Below are 26,588 nucleotides of genomic sequence, written 5' to 3'. Positions count from 1 at the left end.
AGTGCGGACTGGCAGCGCCAGGGTGCTGAAGGCAGGAGTTAGATTGAGATGACCCGGACCAGATGGTCGAGCCCTGCGAAATCATCACCATTGCGGGTGTAGAGGTCCAGACCGTGCGCATGGGCGGTGGCTGCTATAACCAGATCAGCGAATCGACTTCCCGGTTTCCGTCCTTCAATGACGACTGCGGCGACCACCAGTCCGTAGCTGCGGGCGGCGGCGCCGTCGAACGGGATCGGTTCAAGTCTCGCTTCAACCTCCTGCAGCCGTGCCTGTCGTTTAGCCGCTTCGCCCGGCGTCGCAGCAAGATGAGGACCAGCAGTGAGCTCAGCCGTTGTGATCGCGGAAATTGCTACCTCATCAGGTAGTGCGCCGGCCACTGCAGGATCATGCCAATCGATGACAACCGATGTATCCAGCAGTCTGCGAGGCGCGGTCACAGGCCCTGATCAATCTGCTGGTCAAGATCGGCTCGAAACTGATGCCGATCGATGCGCACGCCGGCTGCCGCCAATGTGGCCAGCTCCTCACGGGAGACGAACGTGCTTCGACCAGTTCGTGCAGGCCGCAACTCGGCGACGGGCTCTCCATTGCGCGTGACGATGAACGTTTCTCCCGCTTGCACTGCATCGATCACTCTCGCGTTTGTCGTTACGGAGTTCTCGCTGTGCGATGGTTTTCACAAATCACCTGTAGCCCTCGATGCTACGGAGTGCTACAGCAAGACTTCGCTGGAGGACCTGCGATCATTGGTCGCCGCGCAGATCATCGAGCACGTCGGCCGAACTCTCACTTTGACGCGCACGGGGTAACAAACGGAAGTCCGCTGCTTCGGAACTCACCGGCCGGACGTTGCCGGCGAGCAGTGCAGGAAACTGCAGCGCGCCCTCCTTATAGACCTGCCCGATCATCTCGCGCAGCCGCGCAAGCTGCCCTTCCGATTCCAGCAGCCCGTCCAGGACGACGACGTCGGCCAGGTAGTCCGGAGCAAGCCGGCCCACGGACTGCTCCGGGGTGATCAGTTCCCCCGCAACCGACGTAGTGGCGGCCAGCACCTGTTCGAGGTTCATGCCGGCATCCGCCATCAGGGCAAGCTCTTCGAGGTTCTCGCCATGAACTCCCACGCCGGAGTCCGTCCCCATGGCGATCCGGACACCGGCCTCAACAGCACGGGCAACTGAAGCACTGTGATCATCGGCGACCCGCTTCGCCTTATCGATGACCTGAGGCGGAAGGCCGCTGGTACCGGACTCGCCCTTGCGGATGACCGCCCGGGGCGCAGCGAGGGTAGGCACCAGGTAGGCGTTGGTGTCCAGAAAAAGCTGGATCGCCTCCTCGTTGAGGTAGATTCCGTGCTCGATGGATCGCACGCCGGCCCGCAGTGCGTTGATGATGCCGGCGGTGCCCTGCGCATGCGCCATGACGTACTTGCCCTGCAACTCTGCTTCTTCAACAATGACGGCGATCTCCGTCGGAGTGAATTGCGAATGACGCGGGTCGGTGGTGGGGGAGAGTACTCCTCCCGTGGAACAGATCTTGATCTGGTCCGCTCCGGCCCGCAGCAGTTGGCGGGTGACCTTCCGGACCTCCTCGACGCCGTCGGCAATTCCGCTCGGCCGCCCGGGGTGAGGGCCCAGCGCAGGGGAGTCCACACCGGAGGGCAGCCAAAAGTCCCCGTGGCCGCCGGTCTGGGACATGATGCTGATTGCCAGTCGGAGCCTCGGCCCTTTCACGAGGCCCTGCTCGATGGCCAGCTTGGCGCCGAGGTCAGCGCCGCCGGCATCGCGCGCCGTGGTGATGCCCGCCCGCAGCGTGGCCTCCAGGTTCCGCACCGATTCGTAGAACTGCAGCGAAAACGGCTCGGCCACGGCCTGGATGGAACCGGGGTTGGAGGTGGTCGCGTGGATGTGCAGGTCGATCATCCCGGGGAGCACTGTGCGCCCGGTGCAGTCGACCACCGTGGCGCCGTCGTACTGGGGCGCTTCTGAGGCACGCGGCCCCACCGCTTCGATCGTGGTGCCCCGGACAATAACGTCAGCGGGCTCGGGGAGGAAGCGTTCGCCGTCGAACACATGGCCGTTCCGGAAGACTGTGAGAGTGGGTGTCATGCAGCCACTCTAATAAGTACGCCGCAACGGCGGATCCTCGCCGCCCGGCCGCTGCACCAGAATCTGGTTCACGCCGTTCAGCCCGCGCTCAAACCCAAGCGCGCTCGAGGCCATATACAGCCTCCACACCCGCGCCCTACCCTCGCTGGTGAGCCGGACCGCCTCGTCCCAGTTCTCCTCGAGGTTGCGCACCCACGCACGCAGGGTGAGTCCATAGTGCAGGCGCAGCGCTTCGACGTCGAGCACTTCCAGCCCCGTGGATTCCAGTGCGCCCAGCATCACGGTGAGGCTCAGCATCTCGCCGTCGGGGAACACATAGCGTGGGATGAAGGAGTCAGGATCCGGCGGCATCTCGCCGGCGTTCCACGAGATTGCGTGGTTGAGTAGCCGCCCGCCGGGCCGCAGCAGGCCGTGCAGCTTCGATGCATAGTGCCCGATCTGCTCCCGCCCCACATGCTCGGCCATGCCGATGGAACTGATGGCGTCGAACGGGCCGTCCTCAACGTCGCGGTAGTCCTGAACGCGGATCTGGATCCGGTCGGAAAGCCCGACGGCAGCCGCTCGCTCCTGTGCCAGCGCTGCCTGCTCCTTCGAAAGAGTGACACCAACGACGTCGACTCCGTAGTTCTGCGCGGCATGCAGCGCGAAGCTGCCCCACCCACAGCCCACATCAAGTACCCGAATGCCCGGCCGCAGTCCGAGCTTGCGGCAGACCAGGTCGAGCTTTGCCTCCTGGGCCGCATCGAGCCCGGTGTTCTCGTCGTTCCAGACAGCACAGGAGTAGACCATGGACGGGCCGAGGACGAGCGCGTAAAAGTCATTGCCGACGTCGTAATGGTGGGAAACCGCGGCGGCGTCGCGCTTCTTCGAATGCAGCCGGCCAGCCTTCGCAACACTCATTTCCTCCGGTGGCGGCGCGGGCGGAAGGCCCAGCGCGCCAACCCGGACGGCGGTGGTCAGCAACCGCAGGCGCTCGCTGAGAGTGGGCGGACGGAAGGCCTTCAGCTCGGCGAACTTTCCCACCGAACTTAGCACGGAGAAGCTCTCGAAGAGGTCGCCGGGACCGTCAATATCACCGGCGACGTACGCACGGCTCAGGCCCAGCTGGTTGGGGCACCACAGCATGCGGCGCAACGCGCGGCGGGAGCGGAATTCAATCACCGGCGCACCCGACGGTCCAGCCTCCGAACCGTCCCATGCACGGAGCCGCAGCGGAATCACCTCTGTGCCGAGAATGATGCCCAGGGCTTCCGCCAACCGTGGTGCTACTCCCTTTGCTTTCGCCATGTACTCCTGTCTACTCCGAATTGCGCCGACGAACCAGAGCCTCCAACACCTCGGAACTTTTGCGCAGATCCGGTGACCTATCGGCCAGTTGAAGCCACCGTAGGTGCGCAAAACTTCCCCGGGAACGGGCACACGCGGCACTCGTTTCCGAAGGCAACTAGGATGCAGGAGGGCGAATTGCCTTCTAAATGTTTACGGGGGACGACACTCTTGACGCGGCCAGGCCTGATCCACACGAATGCACTGACTCCGCCGGATCTTTTCTGGCGCATTGCTGGCGTCATCTTCCTGACCGTCGGCGTGCTGATCGGGGTGGCGTTCGCCGTCGGGCCGTTGGTGTTGCTGGCCGTCTATCGGAACCCGTGGCTCTTGCTTCTCCTGCCGCTGGTGCCGGCCGGGGCCTGGATGGCGGTGAAGGTCTTCAAGCATGGCCAGACACTCCGCTGGCACTACGCTCATCTGTCTGAATTCACCCTGCATGAGGACCGGATTGAAGCCGTGGAGTGGCGCACGCCGTTCATGAAGGGCGTGCAAATTCGTGCCGATGAGGCGCCGCGTGAGCGCACCATCCCGCTCAATGCCGTCACCTCTGTGGTGGCGTCTTTCGCGATTGTCCGCCGGACAACGACACCTCGCCACGCGATCCCTATCATCGAGACCGCGCCGGTCCTGTACATCCGGTACGACGACGACGGCCGCCAGGAGCTGCTGAGCGTGCCCTTCTCGTCGCACAAGGATGAGGGCGTTGACCGGTGGCTGGGCTACTTCGCCGGCGCAGGCATTCCGTTGTTTTACACTCCGCGGACCCTCTTCCGGCATGACACGCAGATCCTCACTGATGCAGACCGGCTCAAGCATCTCAACGCCGCGGCTGATCTTATTCCGTACACGTTCGCTGAGGGCTGGCTCGCGGACGAACACGAACTTGGCACCCAGTGGAGGGCCCTCGACACAGCGATCCGCCACGAGGAAGAGGCCAGGGACCCCGAGTTGAAGGACAAGCGAGCCCGGCATTCGGGGCGGACCTGGATCTCGATGGCACTGATTTTCGTCTGGCTGATGATTGCTGTTTTCTTTCAGCAGCTCGCCGCACAATGGGGGTACCTGGAGCCGTTCAACCCGCTGGTCAGCTTCCTTTGTGTTCTTGCCTTCGGCTTCGCCTTCTTCCATAGGCTCCGCAGCTACCTGCGCTGGCCCTACATGTTCATCTATTCCGGCGGCGTGCTCCTCAGCGCGATCGCGGCGCTGATCCCGAGCCGCCCAGGGCTGGAGCTGGAGGTGAGCGAAAGCTTCTTCATTGCAGCCCTGATCTACCTGCCGCTGTGCTGGGTTCCGTACGTTGTGGTGAAGGCGGCGACGAAGAAGCTGCGTGAGAGGGACGGAAAATCCCCGGAACTTTTGGGCAGCTTCGGCGACTCCGCTGCCGGTTGAAGTCCCCGTAGGTGCGCAGAAGTTCCGGGGGTTAGCTGACCCGAACCTGTCCAGCGCTGACCTCCCACCGCGCATCCAGCCGGACGTTCTCGAGCATCCTGCGGTCATGGGTCACCAGCAGGAGCGCACCCGTATAGTCCTCCAACGCTTCCTCGAGCTGCTCAATGGCTGGCAGGTCGAGGTGGTTGGTGGGTTCATCGAGCACCAGCAGGTTCACCCCGCGGGCCTGCAACAGTGCCAGCCCGGCCCTGGTGCGCTCACCGGGGGAGAGCTTTCCGACCAGCGCCCCGGTCTGGTCCGCCTTCAGTCCGAACTTGGCCAGCAGCGTGCGAACCTCAGCCTGCGCCAGGTCCGGCACCGCCGCCTCGAAGGCGGCCGCGAGCGTCTGGTCCTCCGCGAGTTGTCCGCGAGCCTGGTCTATTTCGCCGACGGCGACATTGGCTCCGACCGAGGCGGCGCCGTCGTCGGGGTGTTGATGACCCAGCAGCAGGCGCAGCAGGGTGGACTTCCCTGCGCCGTTGGGGCCGGTGATGCCGATCCGCTCACCGGCGTTGAGCTGGACCGACACGGGGCCCAGCGTGAAGTCGCCCTGCCTCGCCACGGCACCGTTCAGCGTCGCCACCACCGAACTGGACCGCGGCGCAGAGCCGATGCTGAACTGCAGCTGCCACTCCTTGCGAGGCTCCTGCACCTCATCCAGCCGGGCGATCCGCGATTCCATCTGGCGGACCTTCTGCGCCTGCTTCTCTGAGGACTCCATGCTCGCGCGGCGGCGGATCTTGTCATTGTCCGGACTTTTCTTCATGGCGTTCCGCACGCCCTGCGAGCTCCATTCGCGCTGGGTGCGCGCGCGCGAGACGAGATCCTGCTTTTTCTCCGCATACTCCTCATACGCCTCGCGCGCATGCCGTTTGGCAACGGCACGTTCTTCGAGGTAGGCGTCGTAACCGCCGTCATACACCGCTACCTGATTCTGCGCGAGGTCAAGTTCCACCACGGTGGTGACACAGCGCGCAAGGAACTCACGGTCATGGGAAACGAGCACCGCGCCGCCGCGCAGGTTCCGCATGAACGCCTCCAGCCGTGCCAGTCCGTCGAGGTCCAGGTCGTTGGTGGGCTCATCGAGGAGGACCACATCGAACCGGCTCAGCAGCAGCGCGGCGAGGGCAACCCGGGCGAGCTGGCCGCCGGAGAGCCCAGTCACCAGGGCGTCGCGGCCAACACCGGGTGCGACGTCGGCCAGGACCGCCGGGAGCCGGTCCTCCAGATCCGCCGCTCCCGAGGCGAGCCAGTGTTCCAGCGCCGCCGAGTAGCGATCATCAGCGCCTTTGACGGCGGTACCGAGTTCTTCGGCGGCGGCTTCCATCGCCTGGGTAGCGGCAGTTGCTCCGGTCCGGCGGGCAATGTACTGCTCCACCGTCTCACCCGGTGTGCGCTCATGTTCCTGCGGGAGCCACCCGACGAAAGCATCCTTGGGCGAGGCCATCACGGTGCCCGCGAGCGGCTCATCCACGCCGGCGAGCAGACGGAGCAGGGTCGACTTGCCGGCACCGTTGGCACCCACCACCCCGACGACGTCGCCCTCGGTGACGGTGAGGTCCAGGTTGGCGAACAGGGTGCGGTGGGCGTGGCCGCCGGAAAGCGCCTTGGCCACGAGGGTTGCAGTCATTGATTCAGTGTAGGAGCCGGTGGCAGTCAGCCGCGCGTCAGGAATGTGTCAGTGAGAGGGTGCAGACTGGACGGGTCAGTATCCAACGATGCCCCCAACCTGGAGGAACAGGCATGACCGATTCGGAATCAACGCTCATCATCCTCGGGGGAACCGGAGACCTGGCAGCCCGGCTGCTCCTGCCGGGGGTGGGAAAGCTGCTCACGGAGGAACCCGATCGGCGGATTCTGGTACTGGGTTCGGGGCGGAAGCAGTGGAGCGATGACCAGTGGCGCAGCACGGTGAGCGAGGCCTTCTCCACCGTGGACGCCCATGGCGCTGCCGTTGACCATGTCCTGTCCACGTCGCGCTACCTTGCCGTGGATTTCTCCTCTCCCGAGGAACTCGCCGGGCTCGTCCGGGAAGCACACGGCAAGCCGATCATCTACTTCGCACTGCCGCCGAGCGTAACGGCCACTGCAGTGGAGGCCCTGCAGGATGCACAGCTGCCGGAGGGCACGGTGCTGGCGCTCGAAAAACCCTTCGGCAACGACCGCAGGAGTGCAACCGAGCTGAATGAACTGGTCGCCGGGGTGGTTCCGGAGTCGCAGGTCTTCCGGGTGGACCACTTCATGGGCGAGTCAACAGTCCTCAACATCCTCGGGTTGCGCCTGGCCAACCGGGTATTCGAACCACTCTGGAACCGGGACCATATTGCGCGGGTGGAGATCGTGTATGACGAGCAACTCGGGCTCGAAGGCCGCGGCGGCTACTACGACAAGGCCGGAGCCATGGTGGACATGCTCCAGAGCCATCTGCTGCAGATCATGGCGCTGATCGTCATGGAGCCGCCGGCCGAGCTTGACGCTGCGGATTTCCACGCCGCCAAAGTCCAGGCGCTCCGCTCGATTCACCTGTGGGGTAATGACCCGCGGACGGCGAGCAGACGTGCCCGCTACACGGCGGGCACCGTTGACGAAAGGGAGCTGCCGGCCTACGTCGAGGAAGACGGTGTGGATCCCGGGCGCAACACCGAAACCCTTGCCGAGCTCGACGTAGAGGCGGCGAACCGACGGTGGGCGGGAGTGCCCTTCACCCTGCGTTCCGGCAAGGCGATCGGGCAGCCGCGCAAGGAAGTGATCGTGACCTTCCGGGAGGTGCCGCACCTGCCTCAGCGGCTCAACGGAGAGAACCGGTCCAACGTGCTGCGACTGAACCTCGAAGATGGCGGCGTGGATCTCGGAATCAACGCGAACGGGTCAGGGCACCCCCTGGAACTCCACCGGACGCACCTCTCGGCAGAGGTGGGACCCGGAGACCTGAATCCCTATGGGGAAGTCTTGCGTGGAATGCTCGATGAGGACGCGATGCTCGCCCTGGACGGTTCCGCGGCTGAGCAAGGCTGGCGGATTGTCGATGCGGTGCGCGAGGCGTGGGCCGGTGGTGAGGTGCCGCTGGATGAATACGAGGCAGGTTCAAACGGCCCACAGTGGCCTCGCCCCTAGTGCCCCGGCCTTCCAGCGGCGCCGTCTTACATTGCCGCCCGGCCGGATTCCGGCCCACGGGTAGGGTTACGGTGAAACACGATCGAGGGAGATTTTCTGTGCGAAGGCCGGACAACCAGCCGGACAACCAGCCGGATCACGAAGCAGCCGCGATAGCCGACTACGGACTGCTGGCAGACTGCCAGGGAGCCGCCCTGTCCTCCCGGGACGGCTCCGTCGACTGGTGGTGCCCGCCGCGCTTCGATGCCCCCAGCGTGTTTGGGCGCCTGCTGGATCCCGACGCCGGACATTGGACTATCCGCCCGACGGGCACCTACACAGCCACTCGCCGCTACCTTCCCGGGACCATGGTCCTCGAAACCGAGTTCGACTGCGGGGAAGGAACCGTCCTGCTGACGGATGCGCTGGCCCTGGGGCCAGGGGAGCGGGGCCACGAGGTCGGACACAACTCCCCGCACATGCTGCTTCGCCGGGTCGAGGTGACCCGGGGAACCGTTGAACTGGCGGTCGATCTTGCTCCCCGTCCGGAATACGGACTGATCACTCCTCATTTCACGCAGACGGCGACCGGATGGGGGATCCGCGGCGGCGCCGACCGTCTGACGCTGACCGCCGGGCTGAACCTCACTGCCGCCGACGGATCACTCGGCGGCACCTTCCGGCTCGAGGCTGGAGACGCCGCTGTTTTTGCGCTCCATCACCAGGGCGCCGTGACCGCCGCGCACCCGGCCGCCGACGGCGCCGCTGAGCTGGACAACACCATTGCCGCGTGGCGGTCCTGGAGCGACATGCACCAGAGCTACCGTGGTGCCTACCGCGAGCAGGTGCACCGCAGCGCCCTGGTGCTCCAGGCACTCACCTATAGTCCGACCGGCGCGGTCGTCGCGGCACCCACCACCTCCCTGCCGGAGGAGCCGGGCGGCACCTCCAACTGGGACTACCGCTACGGCTGGCTGCGTGACGGCAGCCTGACCCTCAAGGCGCTGTGGGTGGCAGCGTGCCCGGACGAGGCGCAGGATTTCTTCGACTGGATCACCACGTCTGTCGGCGTGCTTCGCGACGGGCACCTGAGCATCATGTTCGGCGTGGGCGGCGAGCATGACCTCACTGAACGCGAGTTGGACCACCTGGCTGGTTATGCCGGATCCCGGCCGGTCCGTGTGGGCAATGACGCCTGGGACCAGAAGCAGCTTGACGTCCTCGGTGAGGTCTTCGAGTGTGCCTGGATCCTGCGGGACCAGCTCGGCGAATTCCCTACCGAGACCCGGGAGTTCCTGGTCGCCGTTGCGGACAGGGCTGCCCAAACGTGGCGGGAGAACGATTCGGGAATCTGGGAAGGCCGTGAAGGCACACGGGACTACGTCACCTCGAAACTGATGTGCTGGGTGGCGTTGGACCGCGCGCTGAAACTGGCCGACCGTCTCGGCGCCGCCCAGAAGGTGCCGGAGTGGGAGCGTGAACGGGACAGGATTCACGCCGCTATCCTCGATCAGGGGTGGGACAGCACGGTCAACGCTTTTACAGGCGCCTTCGGCTCTGACCATCTCGACGCCGGTGTGCTCCTGATGCCGATCATGGCGTTCCTCCCGCCTGATGACAGCCGAATACTGGCAACCCTGGAGGCGATGGAGCGCGAACTCGCCACCGGGAACCTGATCCAGCGATGGACGGGCTCCGGTGATGAAGGTGCCTTCATCATCTGTTCCTATTGGTTGGCCAGCGGCTGGGCGATGGCAGGCCAACCGGAACGCGCCAGAAGAATCTTCGACGAAGTGACCGGATACGCAAATGACCTCGGCCTCCTATCGGAGGAGATCGACATCAAGAGCGGCGCCCTGATCGGGAACTTCCCGCAGGGTCTGTCCCATATCGGCCTCATCAACGCGGCCTGGGCTATCACCCAGTCAGAAGACGCACAGGCAGCACAGGCCTGAGCCCTGCTCAGAACGCAGCGACCCCGGCCTCCGCAACCTCCTGGTCCTGCTCGATGGTTCCGGTTGAGACACCGACGGCGCCCACAATGTCACCGTTGCGTACCAGGGGAATGCCGCCGGGGAACACCACCAGCCGGCCGCCGTGGGCGTCATTCAATCCGTAGATCGGGCCGTCCGGCCGGGTGAGCCCCTGCAGGTCACCGGTTTCGCACTGGAAGGCGATGGCCGTGTAGGCCTTGTTGATGGCAATGGTGATGCTGCCGATGTTGGCGCCGTCCATGCGGACATGGGCTTTCAGGTTGCCGCCGGCGTCGACGACGGCAATGTCCATCGGCTGCCCGATTTCCGTTGCCTTGGCGGCCGCGGCATCAATGACGCGGCGCGCTTCCTCGGCGGTGACTGTCTCAAGCACGCTTCCAGTTGCCATGGTGTTTCCTGTCGGTAGGGGGGGGGTGATTGAGCAACCTAAGCACGCCACGGGCGGTCCTGACGAGGTGGTGATTACCCGCAAGGCGAGGGGTGGGTAACCCCCCATTCCGGTGTGCGGTACGCACCCCTACTGTGGAGTTTGAACCCTACTCAGGAGGTATGTGTTGTGGGCGTTGTTCCCCTGAAAGACATCGTTGATCCGGCGTTTGAGTCCCGCTACGGCGTTCCTGCGATCAACATTTTCAATGACCTGACCATGGAGGCTGTACTGGCAGGCGCGGTTGAAGCCCGCTCGCCGGTCATCCTGCAGACCTCGGTCAAAACCGTGCGCAGTATCGGGTCGCGGGTGCTGTTCGACATGTGGCAGTCACTGACCCGCGGCATCGAGGTACCGGTGACCCTTCACCTGGACCACTGCCCGGACCGGGAGGTCGTGACGGAGTGCCTGAAAGCCGGCTGGAACTCGGTGCTCTTCGACGCCTCCGAGTTGCCGGTCGAGGAGAACCAGCGCCAGACCATCGACGTGGTCGCCGAAGCCCGCAGCTACGGCGCGCAGGTCGAGGGGGAGATCGAGTCCATCACCGGCGTCGAGGACGATCACGGCTCGGACGAAGTGTCGCAGCAGCAGAGCCTGGAGACCGCGCTCGCGTTCATCGACGCCACCGGCATTGACGTGTTTGCTCCCTCGATCGGCAACGCACACGGCTCCTACAAGGCAGCTCCGGTGCTCGACGTCGAGCGGGTCACCCAGATCGTCGAGGCCCGGAACATTCCCATTGCGCTCCACGGCGGAAGCGGACTGAGCCCGGAACAGTTCGCCGACCTCATTGCCCGCGGCTGCGCCAAGGTGAACATCTCGACGGCGCTCAAGGAAACGTACATGCAGTCCTCGTTGTCCTTCCTGAAGCAGGCTGAGCAGAACAACAAGTGGGATCCGCCGTCACTGTTCAAGCACACACGCGGTGACGTCGTGGCCATGGTGACACAGCTCGCGGACCAGTTCGGCAGCGCAGGAAAGGCCGGACACTAGGATGCCGGCACTGATCTTCGATTGCGACGGCGTCCTGGCCGACACTGAGCAGCACGGTCACCTGCCTGCCTTCAACCAGACCTTCACCGACTTCAACGTTCCGGTGCAGTGGACCTCGGGGGAGTACGCGCAGAAGGTGAAGATCGGCGGCGGCAAGGAGCGGATGCGGAGCATCCTGACCGATGAGCTGGCCGCTTCGCTCGGACTGAATGACGACGCCGCTGTAGACCAGGCGATCCGCGACTGGCACAAGCGCAAGACCGACATCTACAAGGGACTGGTTGAAAGCGGCGCCATGCCGGGACGGCCTGGAATTGCGCGCATCGTCACTGAAGCGCACGACGCCGGTTGGACCCTTGCGGTCGCATCCACCTCCGCGGAACCTGCCGTGCGTGCCGTACTCGGCCATGCGGTTGGCCCGGAACTCGCCGCGCACTTCTCCGTGTTCGCCGGAGACATCGTGCCGCTCAAGAAGCCGGCACCGGACATCTATCTGGTAGCGCTCGGTGACCTGGGGCTGCAACCGGATGACGCCGTCGTGATCGAGGACAGCCGCAACGGAATGCTGGCCGCGCTGGCGGCAGGGCTGCGGACCGTCGTCACGGTCAGCGGCTATACGAAAGAAGAGGATTTCAACGGCGCTTCGCTGGTTGTCTCCTCCCTCGGCGATCCTGACAACGGCGAACCGACCGAGGTGTTGCAGAACCCGCTCGGCCTTGACGTACCGGATGCCGTCTCGCTGGCCGTCCTGCAGGATGTGCTCGACCGCCCGGCACCGTCCGCACACTCCACCACCGCTTCGACCCCTACGGAGAAATCATGACCGCCACAGATCTCGCGGATGTCGAATACGTTGTCCGCACCCTCGCCCAGACCGCAGTGGACCAGGAGAAGGAGTTCGGTGACCTTGACGCCGTCGTCGGTGACGGGGATCTCGGCTACTCGCTGGCGCGCGGCTTCGAGAAGGTCCTCGCTGACTGGGACAACTTCAAGCGCGACGACGTCGCCACCTTCCTCCAGCAGGTGGCAGTCGCCATCTCCAGCCGGATCGGCGGAACCTCCGGTCCGCTGTGGGGCACGGCGTTCCTCCGCGCCTCGATGACGGCCAAGAGCCACGACACCATCGACGGCGCAGCAGCCGTGGCAATGCTGCGGGCAGCGACCGACGGGATCAAGGCCCGCGGTAATGCCGACCTGGGCGACAAGACGCTGCTCGACGCACTGGTGCCGGCAACCGATGAACTCGAACGGCAGATCCAGTCCGGCTCCGACGCCGCGGAGGCACGCGCTGCCTTTGCAAAGACCGCCCGTGAATGCGCCGATGCCACCAGCAAGCTGGAGGCCAAACGCGGGCGTGCCAGCTACAGCGGCGAGCGCAGCATCGGTTCACCCGACGCCGGAGCAGTGGCGGTTGCCATCATCATCGAACGCGTTGTCTCCGAGTGGCCCAACCGCTGATTTTTTCCGTCATACCCCTTTCCCCAACCAGCACAACGATGTGGAGCCCCCATGAAGAAGTTCGTCAATGATCCGCAGCAGTTTGTTCCAGAGATGCTCGAAGGCCTTGCGCTGGCCAACCCGGACACCCTGAAGTACGTCCCCGAGTACAACCTCATCATGCGGGCCGACGGCCCGGATGAGAACAAGGTCTCGATTGTCCAGGGCTCCGGCTCCGGACACGAGCCCGCACACGTGATGATCGTCGGAAAGGGCATGCTCGACGCCGCGTGCCCGGGCGACGTCTTCGCCGCACCGCCGTTTGACTACGTGTATGAGACCACCAAGATGCTGGCCTCGCCCAAGGGCGTGCTGCTGCTGGTCAACAACTACACCGGCGACAAAATGGTCTTCGAAATGGCCCAGGAGATGTCCTCCGCCGACGGCGTCAACGTCAAGACCCTGTTCATCAACGACGATGTATCGGTGGAGGATTCCACGTACACGATCGGCCGGCGCGGGGTGGCCGGCAACTTCTTTGTCATCAAGGCAGTCGCGGCTGCCGCCGAGCGTGGAGCGGATCTCGATGAAGTCATCCGCATCGGTGAGAAGGTCAACTCCGTAACCCGCACCATGGGCGTAGCACTGACTGCCTGCACCCCTCCGGCCAAGGGCAGCCCGCTCTTCGAGCTCGGTGACGATGAGATTGAGATGGGCGTAGGCATCCACGGTGAGCCGGGCCGCCGTCGTGCCAAGATGATGCCTGCCAACGAGATTGTCGAGGAACTGCTCACCCCGGTCGTCAAGGATCTTCCGTTCGGAGACGGTGACCGGGTGGCCCTCATGGTCAACGGTCTCGGCGGGACGCCGATCAGCGAGCTCTACCTGCTCTACGGGCAGGCCCACAAGCGCCTTGCGGAACAGGGCATCACGGTGGGGCGCAGCTATGTCGGTGAGTATTGCACCTCCCTGGACATGGCCGGCGCGTCCATCACCCTGGTCAAGCTCGACGACGAAATCGAAGGGCTCCTGAACGACCCCGCGGAGATTCCCATCCGCGTGTTCTAACCAGCTGATAGCCACAGCAGGGCCCGTCCAATTCCCCACCGGACGGGCCCTGCTGTGTTTCTGTGTCCGTGCGGTCTCCGTCTATGCCGGTTTCCGGTTGTGCGGCCGATCAGCCGAAAAGGAACGATCAGCCGAAAAGGAACGACGCTTCGTCGTAGCGCGCCTGCGGAACCGTCTTGAGGCGCCCGACGGACTCCTCCAGGCTCACCCGCACAATATCCGTTCCCCGGCTGGCGACCATGGTGCCCCAGTCCCCATCATGGGCGGCGTCCACAGCGGCCCGGCCCAGGCGGGTTGCGAGGACCCGGTCGGCCCCGCTCGGGGCCCCGCCGCGCTGGATGTGCCCGAGTGTGGTGGACCGCGTTTCGATGCCGGTCCGTTCCTCGATAATCGGAGCAAGCCGTTCGCCGATGCCGCCCAACCGCGGCCGGTTGAAAGCATCCAGGCCACGCTCCGAATGCGGCTGGGTCATCTCCGCGGAGACGAATCCCTCGGCGACCACCACAAGGGGAGTGCGGCCGCGCTCGAACGGAGTGCGCACCCAGGCACAGATCTGGTCCAGCGTGGCCTCCTGTTCAGGGATCAGGATTGCGTGGGCGCTGGTAGCGATACCCGCATGCAACGCGATCCACCCGGCATGCCGGCCCATGACCTCGGCGATCATGCAGCGGTGGTGCGATTCGCCCGTCGTCTTGAGCCGGTCAATCGCCTCGGTAGCAATCTCGACCGCCGTGTGAAACCCGAAGGAGTAGTCGGTTGCGGAGAGGTCATTGTCGATGGTCTTCGGTACCCCGACAATCCGCACCCCGTGCCGGCTGAGGATCTGGGCGGCGGCCAGTGTGCCCTCGCCGCCGATCACGATGAGCGCGTCAACGCCCGCGGTGCGCAGGTTGGCCTTGATATGGGCTACTCCGCCGTCCTCACCGCGCTCGCCGAACGGGCTCGTCCGCGAGGTCCCGAGGATGGTGCCGCCCAGCTTGGCCAGCCCGCGCACGCTCATCCAGTCAAGGTCGATGAAGTCCGCATCCACCAATCCCCGCCACCCGTCCAGAATGCCGACGAATTCCTGTCCATGATCCCGGGTTCCACGCAGCACGCAGGCGCGGATCACTGCGTTGAGCCCGGGACAGTCTCCGCCACTGGTCAGGATGCCGATGCGGGTCATTGAGCGTTCCACATCATCGTTTGTGTCTCCTCGATGGCGTCTGGTGAGGTGCAGAAGGAGTCCGCTCCACCCTTCAACCCAACCACTTGCGCTGTTCCGGCAAAATAAGGATTAACCCGAACGTTGCCATGAGGGAATACCCGCAGGGTGCCACCCGTTACGTGAGGACCGAGCGTCAGAGAGGACGTCATGGACGCAGTTGCACAAAGTTCTGTTTCCCTGCCCAGCGGCGTGCGCCGGATGACCGGTTTCCCGGAGGAACTTGATCCCATGATCGGGATCGCGAGGGATCTCGCCGGACGGTTCGAAATCCAGGCGCTTCTCCAGCGGATCCTTATCCACGCCACCTCCCTTCTCCACTGCGAGTCCGGCTCGATCGCGCTCGTCGACGAGGCAAAAGGTACGTACACCAAGAAAGTGGATATCGGCGTCGGCTGTCAGGAAGGCCAGACCTTCTCGCTTGCGGAGGGCCTTACGGGCCGGGTTGTGGGGAGCCGCTCCACGGTTGTCCTGGATGCCTATTCGGAGATCGAGCGCGGCCACATTGCTGCCAACGATCCACGATGGAACTGCGCGGTGATCGGTGTTCCGCTGCAGTGGGATGAGCGGATCGTCGGCGCGTTCATCCTTTTCAGCCCCGACAGCAGCCGCACCTTCACCCGGGATGAGGCCCGCCTGGCGGAACTGTTCGCGGGTCACGCCGCCATTGCCCTCGGGAACTATGATCTCCATGCTCAGGCGGCTGCCCGGGAACGCGAGGCCGCTGTGGCAGCCGAACGTGAACGCGCGGTCCGGGACGTACATGAAACCCTCGGCCGGTCACTCGCAGCGCTGCTGCTCAGTCTTGATGATGCGGACAAGGCCCTGGCCGGGGTCAGCGAGGGCGCAGGCCCTGATACGCGGAAGGCCTCGGCCCATATCAGCACGGCGAAAACCGTCGCCCACGATGCGCTGGCTGAAACGCGCCGGACGGCACTGGGGCTTGGACCGGCGTCGTTGGCTGGTAAATCCCTGGCGGAGGCCATCCGCGGGGAACTGGTGTGGGCGGAAGCGATGTCCGGGGCAGCCACCCGCTTGACCATCATCGGGGACCAGCTGCCGCTTGCCCCCGAGGTTGAGCATCAGGCGTTCAAGATCGTGCAGGAGGCCCTCAACAATGTGGTCCTCCACTCGCGCGCTGTGAACGTGCGCGTCGGGCTGATTCACGACGGCGGTTCCCTGGCCGTAGTGATTGAAGACAACGGGCGGGGATTCGACCCCGCAACAGCGCACGGTGACCACTCGACGCTGCCCACCAGTTGCCTCGGCCTGCACGGCATGACATCGCGGGCCATCCATCTCGGCGGAACCCTGCAGATTGACAGCGTTCCGGGGTGGGGGACAACGGTCAAGGCCGTCCTGCCGCACGCCGCCCCGGACCGCCGGGCAGTGCAGGAGCCGCGATGGCGGATCCTGATTGCCCACGACGCCCCCGTGGTCAGTGCCGGTCTGGTGAGGCTGCTCGGCATCGCCGAGCCCGCCATCCAGGTTGGAGCGGAGGTCCACTCAGCGGACCAATTGCTGGAAGCGTATGAGTTGCTCCATCCCGACGTGGTGCTGATGGATCTGGACATGGTGCATGCACATACCGCGCTGGTCGGCAGGATGAGGGAACTGGGCCCTGACGCCGTCGTCGTGGTGTTGACCGACAATCCGACCGTCGACCAGGTGCGCTCGGCGAAGCAGGTGGGCGTGCGCGGGTTCATCAACCGCCGTGCCGGCGGCGAGTCCATTGCCCGGACCATCGTGGCGGCCGGGCAGGGGCAAGCGTTGCTGGAAGGGGACGTTTTCGACCGGCTTCTCGATTCCTCTGAGGAGAAGGAGACGGATAACCTCACCACCCGCGAGCGGGAGGTCTGCGCGATGGTGATCCGCGGGATGGCGGACAAGCAGATTGCGCGTGAACTTCAGATTTCCGTGAAGACAGTGGAGAAACACGTGGGTTCCATCCTTCGCAAGACCGGTGCCCGCAACCGCACCATGCTCGTGGGGATGAGTGGGCGGACCGCCGATTCACTGCTGCAGTTCGACGGGTGAGCCGCCGGTCAGCCAGTCTGGGCCTGCAACAATAAACGAAGTTGTTGAACAATCTCTTGCCAATATTGTTCAACAACCTGTATCGTTCCTCGGGACGATAATTGTGACGCTAGTCACCCCGACGTTACGGACGGACCCCATGGCAGAAGGCAGCACCAAACTCAATCTGAGCTCCTCAGCTCGGCGCTCAGCCCTGCTGGGCGCGATGTTCCTGATGGCGACCAGCGCCATCGGCCCCGGCTTCATCACTCAGACAACCGTCTTCACCGCGCAGCTCGGCGCGGCGTTCGCCTTCGCCATCCTGGCGTCGATCCTCATCGACATCGCAGTGCAGATGAACGTCTGGCGGGTCATCGGAGTCTCCGGGCTGAGGGCGCAGGAGCTTGGCAACCGGGTGGTTCCCGGCGTCGGCTGGTTTCTTGCGGGCCTGGTCTTCCTCGGCGGTGTGGTCTTCAATATCGGCAACATCGCGGGAACCGGCCTTGGCGCCAACGCGATGCTCGGCGTTGACCCGAAGATTGGCGGCGCAATTTCCGCTGTCATCGCCATTCTGATCTTCGTCAGCAAGCGCGCGGGCCTGGCACTGGACCGCATAGTGGTTCTTCTCGGCGCCATCATGATCCTGCTGATGATTTACGTAGCCATCGTCGCGGCTCCACCGCTGGGTGACGCGCTGAAAAATACGTTCCTGCCCGAGGAGGTCGACTTCCTCATCATCACCACGCTGGTCGGCGGCACCGTCGGCGGCTACATCACCTACGCCGGCGCACACCGCATGCTCGACTCCGGCGCCACCGGAATTGAACACGTCCAGCAGATCACCCGCAGCTCGGTGATCGGCATTATCGTCACCGGCGTCATGCGGGTTCTGCTGTTCCTGGCGATCCTCGGTGTGGTTGCCGGCGGTACCGTCCTCAGCAGTAATAACATGGCGGCTGAAGCTTTTGGTGCGGCCGCCGGTGAGATCGGAATGCGGGTGTTCGGCATCGTCCTCTGGGCCGCGGCCATCACCTCTGTGATCGGTGCATCCTTCACCTCGGTCTCCTTCATCACCTCCTCGAAGACCCCCGAGCGCAAGCGAAACCTCATCACCGTTGCCTTCATCGTGGTCTGCGCCACGGTTTATCTCTTCCTCGGCCAGGCACCGCAGCAGCTGCTGATTTTCGCGGGTGCGTTCAACGGACTGATCCTGCCTGTCGGCTTCGGCGTGCTCCTCTGGGTGGCCTGGCGCCGGCGTGACCTGATGAACGGCTACAACTATCCCAAGTGGCTGCTGATCGTCGGTGTGGTGACCTGGCTGCTCACCCTCTTCCTCGGCTGGACCTCGATCATGGGGCTCGCGCAGCTGTGGTCCGCATGATCAGCTGGAGTGCCGAAGACCGCGCTGGGGCCACGCCGGCCGAAGCGCGGGAGGCCTTCCGCAGCGGACTGGTGGTGCCGACGTCGGGCTGGTCCCGCGGGTACGCCCAGGCCAACGTGCTCGCCATCCCGCGTGAGCAGGCCTTCGACCTGCTCCTCTTTGCCCAGCGCAACCCGAAATCCTGCCCTGTGCTCGGCGTACTGGAGCCGGGCCAGACAGCCGGGCCGCTGCTGGCGGGCGGGGACATCCGCACCGACGTCCCGAAGTACACGGTGTATAGGGACGGCGAGAAGGTGGACGAGCCCACCGACATCGGGCGTTACTGGCGTGAGGACCTCGTGACGTTCCTGATTGGCTGTTCCTTCACTTTCGAGGCTGCACTGCAGGACGGCGGCGTCCGGATTGCGCACATCGACCAGGGCGTCAACGTGCCGATGTACCGGACCAACCGGCAATGCGCTCCCGCCGGCGCCATGTCCGGTCCGCTGGTGGTCTCCATGCGCCCGGTTCCCGCTGCACAGGTAGCCGACGCCGTGCGCATCACCTCGCGCTATCCGGCCGTCCATGGCGCGCCGGTGCACGTGGGCAATCCGGAGGAGCTTGGCATTGCTGACCTTGGCGCCCCCGACTTCGGTGAGGCTGTCCAGATCCCCGACGGACACCTGCCGGTGTTCTGGGCGTGCGGCGTCACTCCGCAGGCGGCGGTGATGCAGTCGCGGCCGCCGCTCGCGATCGGCCACGCACCCGGCCATATGCTCATCACCGACGCGAGGGACAGCGACTACCTGGTGCCGTAAGCCCCGATTTCAGGGAACTTTTGCGCAGATCCGGCGGCTTCCGACCCCGCCGAACCCACCGGATCTGCGCAAAAGTTCCAGCGGGTGGTGTACTTCAGCGGCGGATTCCCCGGCTGAAGTACAGGATCGGTCCCAGAAAGTTAAGGCCGATCCCTACCGCCCACAGGCTCTTGCGTCCGTTGACCTGGCTCTCGGGCCGCCTGGCCAGGTCAACCCACGCGGTAGCCGCTAGCGACAACTGCACCGACGCAGCGGTCAGAACCGCTCGTTGCTGCGCGGGCGTCAGGTCGCTCCACTTTTTGGCCTTTATTGTCTTCATCACAGGTCACCGCCCGGTCTTGGTTCATTCGTCGCTGTGTAGCGATCCATTGGTCACCCTATTTTATGGAACGGGCATAGGGCTCTACCGCGGGGCTCCCGGAGAGGGCACACTGGGGTCAACCGCTGCAATCGACGCGCTGACCCAGGAGGTATGTCATGGGAGATCCCGACCCACGCCGGCTTGTGGAGGAGTACTCGTGAGGGCGCTCCAGTACCGTGCTGTGGGTGCCGCGCCGGAGGTTGTCGAGGTCGAGACTCCGGTGCCCGGGCCGGGGCAGGTGCTTCTGCGCGTCACGGCCGCGGGCGTGTGCCATTCGGACCAGTTCATCATGGACCTGCCGGAGGATCAGTACATCTATGGGCTTCCGCTTACCCTGGGTCACGAGGGAGCCGGCGTCGTTGAATCCTGGGGCGACGGGGTGAAGGGCCTTACCGTCGGCGAGCCGATGCTGGTCTACGGACCGTGGGGCTGCGGACGCTGCTACACCTGCGCGCAGGGCAAGGAGAACTATTGCGAGGTAGCGGCAGAGCTCGAAATCAGGCCTCCCGGTCTGGGTGCGCCGGGGGCGATGGCGGAGTATCTGCTTATTGACGATCCTCGTCATCTGGTGCCGCTGGGAGACCTGGACCCTGTTGCCAGTGTGTCCCTGACCGACGCAGGATTGACCCCGTACCACGCCATCAAGCAGTCCCTGCCGACCCTGGTCCCCGGGTCGGCCGCAGTGGTCATCGGTGTCGGCGGACTGGGCCATGTAGCCATCCAGATTTTGCGCACGCTGACGGCGAGCACCATCATCGCCCTTGACCAGTCAGAGCCGAAGCTGGATCTCGCCCTCGAAGTCGGCGCTGACCACGCCTTTGTGCCGGGTGAGGATGCGGAGAGGCAGATCCGGGCTCTGACCGGCGGCCGGGGCGCAACGGCGGTATTCGACTTTGTGGGAGCACCGGCGACAACGGCCTTTGCATCACACGTGGTGAGTGTCGGCGGTGAAATTGCAATTGTGGGCGTCGGCGTCGGAACGGTGGATGTCGGATTCTTTTCCACGCCGTGGGATGCCGCTGCACGGGCTCCCTACTGGGGATCGCGGTCCGAACTGATGGAAGTGGTGCAGCTGGCGCGGGCAGGAAGGATCTCTGTTGAGATTGAGACTTTCAGCCTTTCCGATGCGCCCGTCGCGTATGAACGGCTGCGGGCCGGCGCTGTCCGCGGCCGCGCAGTCATCGTGCCCGAACAGCAGGAACCCGGACGGTGAGTAGTGCTGTGGGATCCGCTCACTCTCCGTCGCGCCGCATCGTCGTCGCATTCCGGGACGGGGAAAGGGGGCCGGCTATTCTACGGTGGTCAGCCGAGCGCGCCCGGCGCACCGGTCAATCCGTCACCCTGGTGCATGCGATTCCTGACCCGTCACTCGTCCTGCCGGTGGCTGCGGGAGGGACACCCTACCGCAGCCTGGTGGACGCGGCGCGGCAGTTGATGGATGACGAGGAAGCACGCGCGGAGCTGGAGTACCCGGATGTTCGGTTTGCCTCAACCGTTCACTGCGGTGAAATCGTCGACGCCTTGCTGGGCATCGCGGAGAACGCGGCACTGGTGGTCGTAGGGGCTGACCGGGTAGACCGACGCACCGGGGAGTACCTGGGATCGGTCGGCCATCAGGTCGCGCTGGGAAGTGCCTGTCCCGTCGTGGTCCTTCCCCATGATGCGCAGGCTCTTGACGGCGGCAGCGGGGGAATAGTTGTGGGCGTGGATGGCTCGCCCGAGTCCCATGCAGCGCTTCGCGTGGCCGTCGTTGAAGCAGACCGTTCCGGCCACGCGCTGACGGTCGTCACTTCATCGAAAGGCACGGAAACCGCCGACGACGGTCCAACCGGTGATGCTGCTTCTCAGGAACTCGCGGGCATGCTCGACGCCCTGCGCGCCAGTTACCCGGAGGTGCGGATCTCCCGGTTGACCGATCTGGAGCGTGCTCCAGACGAAGCGCTGAAGTACCGCGCCTCAGGCGCCTCCCTGCTTGTCATCGGGCGGCACGGCCGTGGGGCGAGGTCCGGAATCCAGTTGGGGTCCGTCACTCACAAGCTTCTGCTGGATCCGCAGTGCCCCGTTATGGTGATCACCGGTTAGGGGCCTCGCCCTCGAGGTGCCCCAGCAGCTCGGACTCGGCGGCGTCGAGGTAGGCCCGCAGGTCAGCGGCTGCACGCTCGTTCTCGCCCCTGCGCAACTGCTCAACGACCGCCGCATTGCGGTCCACGTAGTGCGTGTGAAAATCGGGGGCCGCGGACATGGCATGGAACACCAGCCGCATCTCCGCCAGTACCTTGTCCATCAGTTCCCGCAGCAGTTCGCTGCCGGTCAGGCTGACAACGGCCTCGTGGAACGCCTGGTTCGCGTTGGCCATCTCGGGAACGGAGCCGGCATCGCGTGCCGCCCGGGCCTTCCGGATGATGGCGTCCATCGCATCCAGCTGTGCGGGAGTGGGCCGGCCCCACAGCACTGCCGCCGGTTCGATCGTCCGCCGCACCCGATAAATCTCGCGTACTTCCTCCACACCGGGCGCTGCCACGAAAACGCCCCGGTTCGGGATGCGCGTCACGATCGATTCGCCCGCGAGTGTTGCGAACGCCTGCCGCAACGTATTCCGCGAAACCCCCAGCGACTCCGACAACGACTGCTCCGACAACTTCGACCCCGGCGTCAGCTGCCCTGCCGCAATCCGTGCGCGCAGCACCGAAGCAATCCACGCCGTCGTATGGGCGTGCTCAGCTGCGGTTGTCGTATCCGTTGCAGTATTCATGGCTACTCAACCGTACCCAACACCTCACCACGTACGACGGCGGCACCCGGCTCCTGCGCGCCGCGCCGGAAAGTGCCGGCGGACAATGCAGAGACCACGGTCTCCATCTTCATTGCCTCAACCACCACGACGGCCTGGTCCGCGCTCACCTCGGCGCCATCGTCGGCCAGCCATTTCACGAGGTTTCCGCCCATCGGGGCAGTGATGGCGCCGTCGTCCGCTGTCTTCTCCTCCACACGGGAACCAGGCGCGACGGCGGTGCTTTCGCCGCTCATCAGCGCAGCGAACACCTGTGCCGGCAGACCTAGTTGAACGGCCTTACCGTCGAGCTCCACCGTGAGCGTCTCCCGGCGGGCAACGGGGCCAGTGATCCCGCTGGTGAGCGAGGCGGCGAGCCGTTCGGAGAACTCAGACTCGATCCAGGTTGTGTACACGCCGAGGCGGTCGGGCTGCGTGAAATCGGGGTCGCGTACCACTGCACGATGGAACGGGACGACGGTGGGCACCCCCTCGATCCGCAGCTCATCCAGGGCGGTTCGGGCACGCCGCAGCGCCTGTGCACGGTCCGCGCCGTGGACGATCAGCTTGGCCATGAGGGAGTCGTATTCCGCGGGCACGCTGGAGCCGGAGCGGACACCGGTATCCACACGGATGCCGGCACCGGTCGGCGCCTCGAAGACGTCGACCGGCCCGGGGGAGGGCAGGAACCCGCGGCCGGCGTCTTCGGCGTTGAGCCGAAATTCGATGGCGTGGCCGTGCGGTACGGGGTCCTCGGTGATGGACACGGGCAGGCCGGCGGCGATGCGGAACTGCTCACGCACGAGGTCGATCCCGGATGTCTCCTCGGTCACCGGGTGCTCCACCTGTAGGCGGGTATTGACCTCGAGGAAGGAGATCACGCCGTCTGGCGCCACCAGGTACTCGACTGTTCCTGCACCGGTGTACCCGGCTTCGCGGCAGATGGCGCGGGCGGATTCGTGAATGCGGCTGCGCTGGTCATCGGTGAGGAACGGCGCGGGTGCTTCCTCCACAAGCTTCTGGTTGCGCCGCTGCAGCGAACAATCGCGGGTGCCGACAACGACGACGTTCCCGTGCGTATCCGCCAGCACCTGCGCCTCGACGTGGCGGGGCTTGTCGAGGAACCGCTCGACGAAGCACTCACCGCGGCCGAACGCCACTGTGGCCTCCCGGACGGCGGAGTCGAAGGCGTCGTCGATGTCTTCGAGCCGGTGGGCGATTTTGAGCCCGCGGCCGCCGCCGCCGAATGCCGCCTTGATCGCTACCGGCACGCCGTGCTGCTCGGCGAAAGCACGGACCTCGTCGGCATTGGCAACCGGGCCGTCCGAGCCGGGAACGAGCGGTGCGCCCGCCTTCACAGCGATCTCGCGGGCGGTGACCTTGTTTCCCAGACTGCGGATAGCGTCCGGTGAGGGGCCAATCCACGTCAGTCCGGCGTCGAGCACTGCCTGCGCAAAGTCGGCGTTCTCGGAGAGGAAACCGTAGCCGGGGTGAACGGCGTCGGCGCCGGCGCGGGCTGCAACGTCCAGGAGCTTGGGGATGTTCAGGTAGGTGTCCGCGCTGGCCGAACCGCCGAGCGCATAGGCCTCGTCACTGAGGCGGACGTGCAGTGCATCGGCGTCGGGATCGGCGTACACCGCAACGGAATTCAGCTCCGCATCGGCACACGCGCGGGCAATCCGGACGGCAATCTCGCCGCGGTTGGCGATCAGGACCTTCTTCATGGCTTAGGCTCCATTTCGATGAAACGCACGGTGGTGCCCGGCGGCAGTTGGGCGGCGGCGGGCAGGTCAGCGGGTACGACGACGCCGATCACCGGATAGCCGCCGGTGACCGGATGGTCGGCGAGGAAAAGGACGGGAAGGCCCGACGGCGGCACCTGCAGTGAGCCTGCCACCACACCTTCGCTGGGGAGCTCCTCGGTGCGTGCGCGTTCGAGCGGCTGGCCGCTGGTCACCCCAAGGCGGACGCCGATCCGGTTGGATTCCGCGGTGACTGTCCAGGGGTGCTCTGTGAGGGCGGCCTGCGATTCCGGTGTGAACCAGTCCTGGCGGGGGCCGGTGGTGATGCGCAGCGTGACCGTTTCCCGGCGCTCGAGGATGTCTTGCGGGAGAGTTGAGGTTTCGGCCGTACCGACTGTCCGCCCGTGCTCGACGTCGCCAACCGGCAACACTGTTCCCTGTTTGAGGATCGCCGGGCCGATTCCGGACATCAGGTCAGTCGAGCGGCTGCCGAGTACCGGTTCGACGTCGATGCCGCCGCGGACGCCGAGGTAGGTTCGCAATCCCGCCTCGGGCACCTCGAGGTGCAGGCTCTCGCCGTCATGCAGCGCGAAGGGCGCATACAGCGGAGCGGTCCGCTCGCTGTGCTGTCCGTCGATGCGGGCGGGCACCGGTGCACCGGCGAGGGCGAGCGTCAGTTCCCCATGAGCGCGAACCGCCAGTCCGCCGACGACACTTTCGACGACGGCGTCCCCGGGCTCGTTGCCGACCAGACGGTTGGCCTGGCGTGCGCTCGCGGTATCGGCAGCGCCGGACGCCGAGACCCCGAGATCACCGAGTCCGGGCCGGCCGAGGTCCTGGATCAGCGACTGCGGGCCGGGGTTGAGTACCTCGAGGGCGGGGCCGACAGCGGCAGGGCGGGTGGCGTCGTCGTCGTCGTTTGTTCCCTGGGTGTCCGCAAGCTCGATCGCCTCACGCACCGCTACGTACTGGACTGTGGTGCCGGGGCGCAGGAGGGCGGGCTGCTCGCGGTCGAGGTCCCACATGCGGGTGGAGGTGCGGCCGATCAGTTGCCAGCCGCCGGGGGAGCGGCGCGGGTAGACGGCGGAGAAGTTGCCGGCCAGGGCCACCGATCCTGCAGGTACGGCGGTGCGGGGGCTGGTGCGGCGTGGGACGTTGAGGGTCTCGTTCTCGCCGACGAGGTAGGCGAAACCGGGAGCGAAGCCGCCGAAGGCCGCCGTCCAGAGTTGTCCGGTGTGGGCTTCGATGACGCCGTCAGCACCCAGGCCGGTGAGGCGGCCTACTTCGGCGAGGTCGTCGCCGTCGTACACCACCTCGACCCGGACTGGATCGGCGGAGGTAAGCGCGTCCTTTGACTGGGCGACGTCCAGCGCAGCGACTGCGGTGCTGGCAGCGCGGGCGTTCCCGCTCGAGTCGAACACAGCGAGCACGGTGCGGGCTGCAGCGAGGACATCAACCTGGCCAGGCAGCGGATGGTCGACCAGTTGCGCATGAAGGGCCAGGACCGCGTCGAGCGATTCGAGTTCGATGAGCAGGGCGCGCGGCCCGGCCCAGTGAATTTCCGTCAGCATGCTGCTCTGCGGAATCCCAGCGCTCACACGAAGCTCCGGATGCTGACGCCGGCAGCCTCGAGTTCGCGGCGGACGGCGGCGGACATGGCCACCGCGCCGTCGGTATCGCCGTGGAGGCAGATGCTTTCGGCGGTTGTCCTGATAGTGGAGCCGTCACGGGCAATGATGGTTCCTTCGGTGGCGAGGCGGACCATGTTGGCGGCGACGGTGTCTTCATCGTGGAGGACGGCGTCGGGTTCACGGCGGGAGACCAGGGTGCCGTCCGGGTTGTAGGCGCGGTCGGCGAAGGCTTCGGAGACTCCGCGGAGTCCGGCGGCTTCTGCCGTCTTGAGCGCGACCGAGCCCGGGAGGAGCAGCATAGGGAGGTCGCCGCCGAAGGCCTTGACGGCGTCGACTACTGCCTTGGCCTGGACCTCGTGGGTGACGATCGTGTTGTAGAGGGCGCCGTGTGGCTTGACGTAGCGGATGGTGCCGCCGGCTGCGCGGGTAATCGCGTCGAGGGCGCCGATTTGGTACAGGACGTCGTCGGCCAGTTCTGTGGGGGAGCAGTCGAGAAAGCGCCGTCCGAAGCCGGCCAGGTCCCGGTAACCGACGTGGGCGCCGATGGTGACGCCGGCGGCAACTGCGTCGCGGCACGTCTGGGCGATGGTGGACGGGTCACCGGCGTGGAAGCCGCACGCAACGTTGGCGCTGGAGACGGAGCGGAAGATGGCGGCGTCGTTGCCCATGGTCCAGTTGCCGAAGGACTCGCCGACGTCGCTGTTGAGGTCGATGAAAGCCATAGTGATCCTCGTCTCGTTTGTGGTCCCCCCAGCATGCACGAGATTCACAGATTGTTCAACAATATTCACTCACGTTGGTGGCGGCTC

General features: G+C 65.4%; 24 protein-coding genes. 12 read left to right on the top strand and 12 right to left on the bottom strand.

The genetic code is table 11. The features are described 5' to 3' along the window. Nucleotides 1–38: 38 nt before the first annotated feature. The 4 genes from ASH00_RS13280 to ASH00_RS13265 all read right to left on the bottom strand — a co-directional run bounded on the left by ASH00_RS13280 (nt 39) and on the right by ASH00_RS13265 (nt 3,395). Entirely contained in the window at nt 39–440 is a 402-nt protein-coding gene (locus ASH00_RS13280) for a type II toxin-antitoxin system VapC family toxin (RefSeq protein ID WP_200954808.1), read from the bottom strand. Beyond that, the gene (locus ASH00_RS13275; protein ID WP_200954807.1) at nt 437–637 is read right to left on the bottom strand and encodes a type II toxin-antitoxin system Phd/YefM family antitoxin; all 201 of its coding nucleotides are present in this window, start codon (nt 635–637) and stop codon (nt 437–439) included. Before ASH00_RS13275 ends, ASH00_RS13280 begins: the two co-directional genes overlap by 4 nt. Before the next feature lie 109 nt (nt 638–746). After that, the gene (locus ASH00_RS13270) at nt 747–2,108 is read right to left on the bottom strand and encodes a metal-dependent hydrolase family protein (RefSeq protein WP_082566125.1); all 1,362 of its coding nucleotides are present in this window, start codon (nt 2,106–2,108) and stop codon (nt 747–749) included. Between the two features lie 9 nt (nt 2,109–2,117). After that, nucleotides 2,118–3,395 carry an SAM-dependent methyltransferase gene (locus tag ASH00_RS13265; RefSeq protein WP_056549135.1) on the bottom strand — a complete coding sequence of 426 codons (1,278 nt, stop codon included), beginning with the start codon at nt 3,393–3,395 and terminating at the stop codon, nt 2,118–2,120. Between the two features lie 210 nt (nt 3,396–3,605). Here ASH00_RS13265 and ASH00_RS13260 point away from each other — a divergent pair, with 210 nt between their 5' ends. Further along, on the top strand, nt 3,606–4,826 hold the full coding sequence (locus tag ASH00_RS13260) for a hypothetical protein (RefSeq protein WP_056549133.1): 1,221 nt from the start codon (nt 3,606–3,608) through the stop codon (nt 4,824–4,826). Between the two features lie 31 nt (nt 4,827–4,857). On the opposite strand, the gene ASH00_RS13255 is transcribed toward ASH00_RS13260, so the two are convergent. Beyond that, nucleotides 4,858–6,495 carry an ABC-F family ATP-binding cassette domain-containing protein gene (locus tag ASH00_RS13255; RefSeq protein WP_056549131.1) on the bottom strand — a complete coding sequence of 546 codons (1,638 nt, stop codon included), beginning with the start codon at nt 6,493–6,495 and terminating at the stop codon, nt 4,858–4,860. A gap of 113 nt (nt 6,496–6,608) precedes the next feature. On the opposite strand from ASH00_RS13255, the gene ASH00_RS13250 reads away from it, so the two are divergent. Together ASH00_RS13250 and ASH00_RS13245 are read left to right on the top strand one after the other, a co-directional pair. Continuing rightward, nucleotides 6,609–7,979, top strand: a complete 1,371-nt coding sequence (locus ASH00_RS13250; protein WP_056549129.1) for a glucose-6-phosphate dehydrogenase — start codon at nt 6,609–6,611, stop codon at nt 7,977–7,979. Nucleotides 7,980–8,077: 98 nt separating this feature from the next. Beyond that, complete coding sequence (locus tag ASH00_RS13245; protein WP_056549127.1) at nt 8,078–9,913, top strand: glycoside hydrolase family 15 protein; 1,836 nt, start codon at nt 8,078–8,080, stop codon at nt 9,911–9,913. A 7-nt stretch (nt 9,914–9,920) separates the two neighbouring features. On the opposite strand, the gene ASH00_RS13240 is transcribed toward ASH00_RS13245, so the two are convergent. Continuing rightward, nucleotides 9,921–10,340 carry a GlcG/HbpS family heme-binding protein gene (locus tag ASH00_RS13240; protein WP_056549125.1) on the bottom strand — a complete coding sequence of 140 codons (420 nt, stop codon included), beginning with the start codon at nt 10,338–10,340 and terminating at the stop codon, nt 9,921–9,923. Between the two features lie 168 nt (nt 10,341–10,508). On the opposite strand from ASH00_RS13240, the gene ASH00_RS13235 reads away from it, so the two are divergent. The 4 genes from ASH00_RS13235 to dhaK are packed head-to-tail and all read left to right on the top strand — an operon-like array spanning nt 10,509 to nt 13,877. Continuing rightward, entirely contained in the window at nt 10,509–11,372 is an 864-nt protein-coding gene (locus tag ASH00_RS13235) for a class II fructose-bisphosphate aldolase (RefSeq protein ID WP_056549123.1), read from the top strand. Between the two features lies 1 nt (nt 11,373). Continuing rightward, nucleotides 11,374–12,195, top strand: coding sequence for an HAD-IA family hydrolase (locus ASH00_RS13230; RefSeq protein WP_056549121.1), 822 nt, complete (start codon nt 11,374–11,376; stop codon nt 12,193–12,195). Further along, the gene (dhaL, locus tag ASH00_RS13225; RefSeq protein ID WP_056549119.1) at nt 12,192–12,830 is read left to right on the top strand and encodes a dihydroxyacetone kinase subunit DhaL; all 639 of its coding nucleotides are present in this window, start codon (nt 12,192–12,194) and stop codon (nt 12,828–12,830) included. Before ASH00_RS13230 ends, dhaL begins: the two co-directional genes overlap by 4 nt. A 51-nt stretch (nt 12,831–12,881) precedes the next feature. Then, entirely contained in the window at nt 12,882–13,877 is a 996-nt protein-coding gene (gene dhaK / locus ASH00_RS13220; RefSeq protein WP_056549118.1) for a dihydroxyacetone kinase subunit DhaK, read from the top strand. Nucleotides 13,878–14,004: 127 nt separating this feature from the next. On the opposite strand, the gene ASH00_RS13215 is transcribed toward dhaK, so the two are convergent. Continuing rightward, nucleotides 14,005–15,042: an ATP-dependent 6-phosphofructokinase gene (locus ASH00_RS13215; protein WP_056549116.1), complete on the bottom strand. Its 1,038-nt coding sequence runs from the start codon at nt 15,040–15,042 to the stop codon at nt 14,005–14,007. A gap of 189 nt (nt 15,043–15,231) precedes the next feature. Between ASH00_RS13215 and ASH00_RS13210 the strand changes: the two genes are divergently transcribed. The 3 genes from ASH00_RS13210 (at nt 15,232) to ASH00_RS13200 (ending at nt 19,275) form a co-directional block, all read left to right on the top strand. Next, entirely contained in the window at nt 15,232–17,118 is a 1,887-nt protein-coding gene (locus ASH00_RS13210) for a hybrid sensor histidine kinase/response regulator transcription factor (protein WP_056549114.1), read from the top strand. A gap of 139 nt (nt 17,119–17,257) precedes the next feature. Further along, nucleotides 17,258–18,478 carry an NRAMP family divalent metal transporter gene (locus ASH00_RS13205; protein ID WP_056549112.1) on the top strand — a complete coding sequence of 407 codons (1,221 nt, stop codon included), beginning with the start codon at nt 17,258–17,260 and terminating at the stop codon, nt 18,476–18,478. Continuing rightward, complete coding sequence (locus tag ASH00_RS13200; protein WP_056549340.1) at nt 18,475–19,275, top strand: putative hydro-lyase; 801 nt, start codon at nt 18,475–18,477, stop codon at nt 19,273–19,275. The genes ASH00_RS13205 and ASH00_RS13200 overlap by 4 nt, the downstream gene beginning before the upstream one ends. A gap of 94 nt (nt 19,276–19,369) precedes the next feature. Here the strand turns inward: ASH00_RS13200 and ASH00_RS13195 are convergent, their stop codons facing one another. Further along, on the bottom strand, nt 19,370–19,594 hold the full coding sequence (locus tag ASH00_RS13195) for a PLDc N-terminal domain-containing protein (RefSeq protein ID WP_056549110.1): 225 nt from the start codon (nt 19,592–19,594) through the stop codon (nt 19,370–19,372). A gap of 199 nt (nt 19,595–19,793) precedes the next feature. Here ASH00_RS13195 and ASH00_RS13190 point away from each other — a divergent pair, with 199 nt between their 5' ends. Together ASH00_RS13190 and ASH00_RS13185 are read left to right on the top strand one after the other, a co-directional pair. Further along, a complete protein-coding gene (locus ASH00_RS13190; RefSeq protein ID WP_056549108.1) occupies nt 19,794–20,849 on the top strand; it encodes an NAD(P)-dependent alcohol dehydrogenase in 1,056 nt (351 codons plus the stop codon). Next, nucleotides 20,846–21,718 (top strand): universal stress protein, encoded by an 873-nt coding sequence (locus ASH00_RS13185; RefSeq protein ID WP_082566124.1) that lies wholly within the window; start codon nt 20,846–20,848, stop codon nt 21,716–21,718. The genes ASH00_RS13190 and ASH00_RS13185 overlap by 4 nt, the downstream gene beginning before the upstream one ends. Here ASH00_RS13185 and ASH00_RS13180 read toward each other — a convergent pair. The 4 genes from ASH00_RS13180 to ASH00_RS13165 are packed head-to-tail and all read right to left on the bottom strand — an operon-like array spanning nt 21,708 to nt 26,501. Continuing rightward, the gene (locus ASH00_RS13180; RefSeq protein WP_056549104.1) at nt 21,708–22,388 is read right to left on the bottom strand and encodes a GntR family transcriptional regulator; all 681 of its coding nucleotides are present in this window, start codon (nt 22,386–22,388) and stop codon (nt 21,708–21,710) included. The two genes, ASH00_RS13185 and ASH00_RS13180, sit on opposite strands and share 11 nt — an antisense overlap. Before the next feature lie 2 nt (nt 22,389–22,390). After that, nucleotides 22,391–24,130, bottom strand: coding sequence for an acetyl/propionyl/methylcrotonyl-CoA carboxylase subunit alpha (locus ASH00_RS13175; protein WP_056549102.1), 1,740 nt, complete (start codon nt 24,128–24,130; stop codon nt 22,391–22,393). Next, on the bottom strand, nt 24,127–25,719 hold the full coding sequence (locus ASH00_RS13170) for an urea amidolyase family protein (RefSeq protein WP_056549338.1): 1,593 nt from the start codon (nt 25,717–25,719) through the stop codon (nt 24,127–24,129). Before ASH00_RS13170 ends, ASH00_RS13175 begins: the two co-directional genes overlap by 4 nt. Before the next feature lie 23 nt (nt 25,720–25,742). Beyond that, nucleotides 25,743–26,501: a LamB/YcsF family protein gene (locus tag ASH00_RS13165; RefSeq protein WP_056549100.1), complete on the bottom strand. Its 759-nt coding sequence runs from the start codon at nt 26,499–26,501 to the stop codon at nt 25,743–25,745. Between the last annotated feature and the right edge of the window lie 87 nt (nt 26,502–26,588).

This window comes from Arthrobacter sp. Soil782, assembly GCF_001428435.1.
Taxonomy (GTDB): Bacteria; Actinomycetota; Actinomycetes; order Actinomycetales; family Micrococcaceae; genus Arthrobacter_D; species Arthrobacter_D parietis.
The sequence above is the reverse complement of the archived record's forward strand: the minus strand, read 5'-3'. Positions and strand labels throughout refer to the sequence as shown.

What these genes read in the sequence shown, in the direction of transcription:
- ASH00_RS13200 (WP_056549340.1), top strand. Translation starts at nt 18,475, where the DNA reads ATGATCAGCTGGAGTGCCGAAGACCGCGCTGGGGCCACGCCGGCCGAA.
- ASH00_RS13175 (WP_056549102.1), bottom strand. Translation starts at nt 24,130, where the DNA reads ATGAAGAAGGTCCTGATCGCCAACCGCGGCGAGATTGCCGTCCGGATT.
- ASH00_RS13205 (WP_056549112.1), top strand. Translation starts at nt 17,258, where the DNA reads ATGGCAGAAGGCAGCACCAAACTCAATCTGAGCTCCTCAGCTCGGCGC.
- dhaL (WP_056549119.1), top strand. Translation starts at nt 12,192, where the DNA reads ATGACCGCCACAGATCTCGCGGATGTCGAATACGTTGTCCGCACCCTC.
- ASH00_RS13230 (WP_056549121.1), top strand. Translation starts at nt 11,374, where the DNA reads ATGCCGGCACTGATCTTCGATTGCGACGGCGTCCTGGCCGACACTGAG.
- ASH00_RS13170 (WP_056549338.1), bottom strand. Translation starts at nt 25,719, where the DNA reads ATGCTGACGGAAATTCACTGGGCCGGGCCGCGCGCCCTGCTCATCGAA.
- ASH00_RS13180 (WP_056549104.1), bottom strand. Translation starts at nt 22,388, where the DNA reads ATGAATACTGCAACGGATACGACAACCGCAGCTGAGCACGCCCATACG.
- ASH00_RS13270 (WP_082566125.1), bottom strand. Translation starts at nt 2,108, where the DNA reads ATGACACCCACTCTCACAGTCTTCCGGAACGGCCATGTGTTCGACGGC.
- ASH00_RS13210 (WP_056549114.1), top strand. Translation starts at nt 15,232, where the DNA reads ATGGACGCAGTTGCACAAAGTTCTGTTTCCCTGCCCAGCGGCGTGCGC.
- ASH00_RS13165 (WP_056549100.1), bottom strand. Translation starts at nt 26,501, where the DNA reads ATGGCTTTCATCGACCTCAACAGCGACGTCGGCGAGTCCTTCGGCAAC.
- ASH00_RS13250 (WP_056549129.1), top strand. Translation starts at nt 6,609, where the DNA reads ATGACCGATTCGGAATCAACGCTCATCATCCTCGGGGGAACCGGAGAC.
- ASH00_RS13240 (WP_056549125.1), bottom strand. Translation starts at nt 10,340, where the DNA reads ATGGCAACTGGAAGCGTGCTTGAGACAGTCACCGCCGAGGAAGCGCGC.
- dhaK (WP_056549118.1), top strand. Translation starts at nt 12,882, where the DNA reads ATGAAGAAGTTCGTCAATGATCCGCAGCAGTTTGTTCCAGAGATGCTC.
- ASH00_RS13215 (WP_056549116.1), bottom strand. Translation starts at nt 15,042, where the DNA reads ATGACCCGCATCGGCATCCTGACCAGTGGCGGAGACTGTCCCGGGCTC.
- ASH00_RS13195 (WP_056549110.1), bottom strand. Translation starts at nt 19,594, where the DNA reads ATGAAGACAATAAAGGCCAAAAAGTGGAGCGACCTGACGCCCGCGCAG.
- ASH00_RS13255 (WP_056549131.1), bottom strand. Translation starts at nt 6,495, where the DNA reads ATGACTGCAACCCTCGTGGCCAAGGCGCTTTCCGGCGGCCACGCCCAC.
- ASH00_RS13265 (WP_056549135.1), bottom strand. Translation starts at nt 3,395, where the DNA reads ATGGCGAAAGCAAAGGGAGTAGCACCACGGTTGGCGGAAGCCCTGGGC.